This is a genomic window from Alteromonas sp. AO-Serp (assembly GCF_017849675.1).
Taxonomy (GTDB): domain Bacteria; phylum Pseudomonadota; class Gammaproteobacteria; order Enterobacterales; family Alteromonadaceae; genus Alteromonas; species Alteromonas macleodii.
This window is the reverse complement of the sequence record NZ_JAFLMX010000103.1, coordinates 1-5,334: the sequence shown is the minus strand read 5'-3', so window position 1 is coordinate 5,334 and position 5,334 is coordinate 1. Positions and strand designations below refer to the sequence as shown.

Sequence of the window (5,334 nt, the reverse complement as noted above, 5' to 3'; positions counted from 1 at the left end):
GACGAGCACGGCTGGGCACCAGGTAGCGTATTTAATATTGAAGGCGGTTGCTACGCTAAATGTATCGACCTATCTCAAAAGAACGAGCCAGTAATTTGGAATGCTATCAAGTTTGGTACCATCCTAGAAAACGTAGTGCTTGATGAAACACGCACGCCGGACTATACCGACACGTCGTTAACCCAAAACTCACGTGCGGCCTATCCGCTTTCACACATTGAAAAGCGCGTTGCTGAAAACCGAGGCGGCGAGCCTCGCTCGGTTGTATTTTTGACCTGTGACGTAAGTGGCGTATTGCCTCCTGTTTCAGTGTTAAGTGAAGAAGCTGCGGCGTATCACTTCCTAAGCGGTTACACAGCGAAAGTAGGCTCTACTGAAATTGGCTCTACTAGCGATATTGAATCAACCTTCTCAACGTGTTTTGGTGCGCCTTTCTTCCCACGTCCAGCAGGCGTGTATGCAGAGCTTCTGATTAAGCGTGTTAAAGCGTTTGGCGCTAAGGTTTACTTGGTTAATACCGGTTGGACAGGCGGCCCTTACGGCACAGGTAGCCGTTTTGATATCCCTACTACGCGCGCCATCATTGATGCGATTGTATCGGGTAACTTGGCTGATGTTGAAACTCAGCACATTGACGCGTTAAACCTAGATGTGCCAGTGGCAATAGACGGTGTAGACAGCAATTTGCTTGTGCCACAAAACACGTGGGCAGACAAAGAGAAGTACAACGAATACGCCGCTAACTTAGTCAACGACTTTAAACAGAACTTTGAAAAATACGACGTTAGCGACGCTATCGTTAAAGCCGGGCCGGGTAACTAACACTCGGTTTGCCCCTTCCCAACGTTCATCACACTCAACGTGATTGATGTTTTGCCCGCACCGTGTTGCGGGCTTTTTTTGTGTTGTTGTTAACAAATTTAACATTATGAATACGTATGTTTATTTAAGTTGAGCAAGGCACTAGCTATCATTCACCGTACACAAGAAGGCTTTAATTAAGCGCGCTTCGCATCGAAGCATAAAAAAGGTTTTAAGTATGATAGACAGGCAACTGCGTGTATCACTGGCATGTGCGGGTTTTGCACTCTTTTCGGCAAATACGCTAGCGGAAGTTCAAACAGCAACACTTGAAAACGCAACGCTTACCATTGATACGGATACTAATGATTTTAAGATAAAGGCGCTGCGTAACAACAGTTTTCAGGTAACCTACCTTACCGATGGCAAAGGTGCGCCCTACGCAAACCTACCTTCTATGGCACTTCCTGAGGAAGCCACGAGTGCAGTTACAAAAGATATCGCAGGCGATGTTGAGCTAGAAGAAACCGCAACAACGCTTACCTTGAAATTCAATAATATTTCTGCACATGTCGATAAATCAACGCACGTTATCAGTTACTCGGTAAACGGCAAAGTAGTAGCAAAAGAACAAGATGGGCTAAACATTTCTGATAACGGCGTCAGCCTGTCGTTCACGCTCGATGAAAACGAGAAACTCTATGGTGGCGGCCAGCGCGTTTTAGGTATGGATCGTCGTGGTCATAGCATGCCGCTTTATAACAAAGCACATTATGGATACACCACATCGTCAAACCAAATGTATTTTGGGCTGTCGGCCGTGATGTCTTCAAAAAATTACAGCGTATTGTTCGATAACACCGCTTCTGGTGAGCTAGATATTGGCAAAACGAACAGCGACGAGTTGCTATTTAAGGCACAAGGCGGCCGTGCAAGCTACATCATGGTGTTGGGTGAAAACCTAAAAGATACAGTGACGAATACCGTAGCAGTAACGGGAAAACAGCCGCTTCCTCCACGCTGGCTATTAGGTAACTTTGCGTCTCGATTTGGCTATAAATCACAAAATGAAGTGATGGATGTTATCGATGCCTTTAACACGCAAGATATTCCCGTTGATGCCGTAGTGCTTGATTTGTATTGGTTTGGCAAAGACATTAAAGGGCATATGGGGAACTTAAGTTGGGACACCGCCACTTTCCCTGAACCCGAGAAAATGATTAGTGAGCTACGCGCTCAAGACGTGAAAACCGTGCTGATAACAGAGCCTTTTATTCTCACGACGTCAAAACAATGGGAAAGCGCCGTTGCCAATAATGCCCTTGCTCAAAACGATAACGGTGCGCCGTATACCTTCGATTTTTATTTTGGCAATACCGGCCTTGTCGATGTGTTCAGTGAAGCGGGTCAAGATTGGTTTTGGCAATACTATGAAAAGCTTGCTGCACAGGGTGTTGCAGGCTGGTGGGGCGACTTGGGCGAGCCTGAAGTACACCCTGATGATATTCAGCACATGTGGCAGTCGAAAAAAGTAAGCGGCGCAGAAGTGCACAATGCCTACGGTCATCAGTGGGCTAAAACCGTATATAACAACTTAACAGAGCTTCAGCCCGACACGCGTCCGTTCGTACTGATGCGTTCAGGCTTTTTGGGCAGTCAACGGTACGGAATGGTGCCGTGGACAGGCGATGTGAGTCGCAGCTGGGGCGGACTTAAACCTCAGGTAGAGTTGGCACTTCAAATGAGTGTTTTTGGAATGGCGTATACCCATTCCGACTTAGGTGGGTTTGCTGGAGGCGAAACCTTTGACCCCGAGCTTTATACAAGATGGCTTCAGTTCGGTACCTTTTCACCGGTATTTAGGCCTCATGCTCAAGATAATATTGCGCCGGAGCCAATTTTCCACGCCGACCCCGCAAAGTCTATTGCGCGCAAGTTTATCCAACTTCGCTATGACATGCTGCCTTATAACTATTCATTGGCCTTTGAAAATGCGCTTTACGGTACGCCATTAATGCGTCCGTTAGCTATGGCGTACGGTGAAAGCGATTGGTTTGAAAATGCAGACAGTTATCTGTGGGGCGATGGTCTGTTAGTTTCGCCTGTGACGAGCGCTAACCAAACGGTGTGGCCGACTTTGCTTCCTGAAGGCGTATGGTTTGATTTTTTCTCTGATATGAAATACCAAGGTGGTCAAACCGTTAACTACCCGCTAAGCCAAAACAATTTCCCAGTGTGGGTAAAAGCGGGAAGCTTTATGCCGATGACTAAAGGGCTCAGCCGCACAGAGCAGTTTGATGCACGTAAAATAGAAATGCATTACTGGCATGACAATTCAGTGAATTCATCTTCATATACTTATTACGAGGATGACGGCAAAAATCCAGCGCCTGTCAAAAAAGGCTTATATACAAAGCTACTTCTTAATGCGTCAGTAGACGATAGGGCCGCATTAACCCTGACGCTTGATAGCGAAGGCAGCTACATAGGTATGCCTAAGCAGCGAGACATCACTTACGTCGTGCACGGTTTAAGCGAAAAACCACAGAGTGTTTCACTTGATGGCAGGAGCGTGCCTGTAATGTGGGATGAAAAAGGGAAAACGCTTTCACTTGCAATTTCTTGCGATTATCAGCAATCTGTAAAGGTAGTGATTATGTGATAATTAAGGGCTGCTGTTCTTTCTTGCACAGTAAAGATCAGCGCCCTCAAAAGGTTCACTTTGTGGTCAAGGGCATAACTACGCTGTGCCCTCACGCCTAAATCGGATGTCTTTCTACTGATATCAGCCATGGAGCCTAAATGAGCCGACTTCCTGCCACCATCGTTATTTTCGCTGGTTTTTTTCTAATTGGTAAATTGTTTCTCTTGTGGGGAATATTACTGCCAGATATTGCAGCCGATTTGCAAATGTCTGAAGTAGTCAGTGGCGCACTTTTTTCGCTCTTCTCTGTAGGCATGATGTTAGGCGCTGTGATTGGTGGCAAGTATGCCAGTCGCTTTGAGTATATGCCGCTATTAGCCACGCTATTTAGTATGAATACGGCGCTGTTGCTGCTTGTGTCAGTACTTACCGCTTGGCAGTGGTTTTTGGTGTTAGCGGTATTAATAGGTGTGGTGAGCTCAACAATATTTACTATTGGCCACACGCTTATTGCACGAATGTACGCAGAAAAGCGCTTTACTATGATGGGCTTAATGGACTTTATGTTCAGTTTAGGTACGTTTGCAGCGTCGTTCTTTGTAACGCTGTTATACCTTGTTGAGCACAATTGGCGTTTACCCATTCAGGTGTTGGCAGGCGTTATGATTGTGCTTTCGTGCTATGCATTCATTGCGGCGCGTTCTCAGGCGAAAGTGCTCAAAGGTCAACCTAAAGCGCCTAAAAAGACGCTGGCATTTGGGGTCATCATCAAGCAACCTGTTTTTATATTTCTAACGCTGCTCACTTTTGGCTATGGCGCGGTAGAGTTTGGTAACGCGAACTGGTTTGTGAGCTATGCGCAAAACGGCTTAGGCTTTACTGGCGAACAGTCGAGAAACCTACTGGCAATTTTTACCGCTGGCATGGTGATCAGTCGTTTGACCTTTCCATTTTTACTGCGATTTGTATCGGTGCATCGCATGATTGTCATCATGGCGACAGCCTCACTAGCGGGTGTATTCGCACTAAAGCTAATGCCTTCTTTTTATGGAATTGGCGCTGGTAATCTAATGCTTGGTTTAGGGTTAGGTGGCCTGTTCCCATTAGCTTTGTCAGCGGCAATGAATATCGACAGCGACAACGGCCCTGTGCTTTCCGGCATTTCTATTATCGGTAACTCAACTGGCGTACAGGTCGCTTCCTTTTCGACTGGGCTGTGGGCGAATTTTGTGCCCCTTACCACTGCATTTTGGGTGATACCATTAGGTGGATGCGTACTGTGGCTTGCTTCTTATGGTTACAGCAGAAAAATTAAATACCACAGAAGCTAGAGAACAAGCGGCTGAGAAACCTATAAACAGCGCAATGGAAATTCTTAGCTACAGGAACAATGTACCGCTGCGAATAACCTAAAATCCGCTGCGCTATTTCTTTTCAGGTAGTTCAGAAAGGTATGGCAAATAAAACTCGGCCACTAGCCCTTGCTGCGGATGGTTTCTTAGTGTTACCTCACCGTCATGGGCTTCTACAATTCTTCGAATAATGGCAAGTCCTAAGCCAGAGCCTGACGAGTTACGGGCCTTATCGCCTTGCGCAAACGGCATGAAAACGCTATTGAGTTCATCTTCAGGTATGCCAGGCCCAAAATCACGCACTTTGCAATACACACGCTTCTCATGACGATTGTAAAAGCTACTAATGGCAATTTCTTCAGAGCCATATTTAAAAGCGTTTTCGATAAGGTTGTCGACGACGCGTTTCATTGCAATTCGTCGCAATGACAAGGGAGGAATAGTGTTGAGCTTGAGTTCGATGTGGTGTCTATCGTCAAGGTGTCGTGCTTGTACAAGCTCAGCGATAATCGCGTTCAAATCGGTTTCTTGAGTGAC

General features: G+C 46.2%; 4 protein-coding genes. 3 read left to right on the top strand and 1 reads right to left on the bottom strand.

Going from position 1 to position 5,334, the window contains the following annotated elements; all coding sequences use genetic code 11:
- From QVA83_RS08040 to QVA83_RS08030, 3 genes are all read left to right on the top strand, one after another.
- A partial coding sequence (locus QVA83_RS08040) for a phosphoenolpyruvate carboxykinase (ATP) (RefSeq protein WP_287498334.1) occupies positions 1-822 on the top strand: 822 nt, incomplete at its 5' end.
- Positions 823-1,039: 217 nt separating this feature from the next.
- Complete coding sequence (locus QVA83_RS08035; RefSeq protein WP_287498333.1) at positions 1,040-3,463, top strand: glycoside hydrolase family 31 protein; 2,424 nt, start codon at positions 1,040-1,042, stop codon at positions 3,461-3,463.
- 140 nt (positions 3,464-3,603) lie between these two features.
- A complete protein-coding gene (locus tag QVA83_RS08030; protein WP_287498332.1) occupies positions 3,604-4,776 on the top strand; it encodes an MFS transporter in 1,173 nt (390 codons plus the stop codon).
- A 93-nt stretch (positions 4,777-4,869) separates the two neighbouring features.
- Here the strand turns inward: QVA83_RS08030 and QVA83_RS08025 are convergent.
- A partial coding sequence (locus tag QVA83_RS08025; protein ID WP_287498331.1) for an ATP-binding protein occupies positions 4,870-5,334 on the bottom strand: 465 nt, incomplete at its 5' end.

What these genes read in the sequence shown, in the direction of transcription:
- QVA83_RS08035 (WP_287498333.1), top strand. Translation starts at nt 1,040, where the DNA reads ATGATAGACAGGCAACTGCGTGTATCACTGGCATGTGCGGGTTTTGCA.
- QVA83_RS08030 (WP_287498332.1), top strand. Translation starts at nt 3,604, where the DNA reads ATGAGCCGACTTCCTGCCACCATCGTTATTTTCGCTGGTTTTTTTCTA.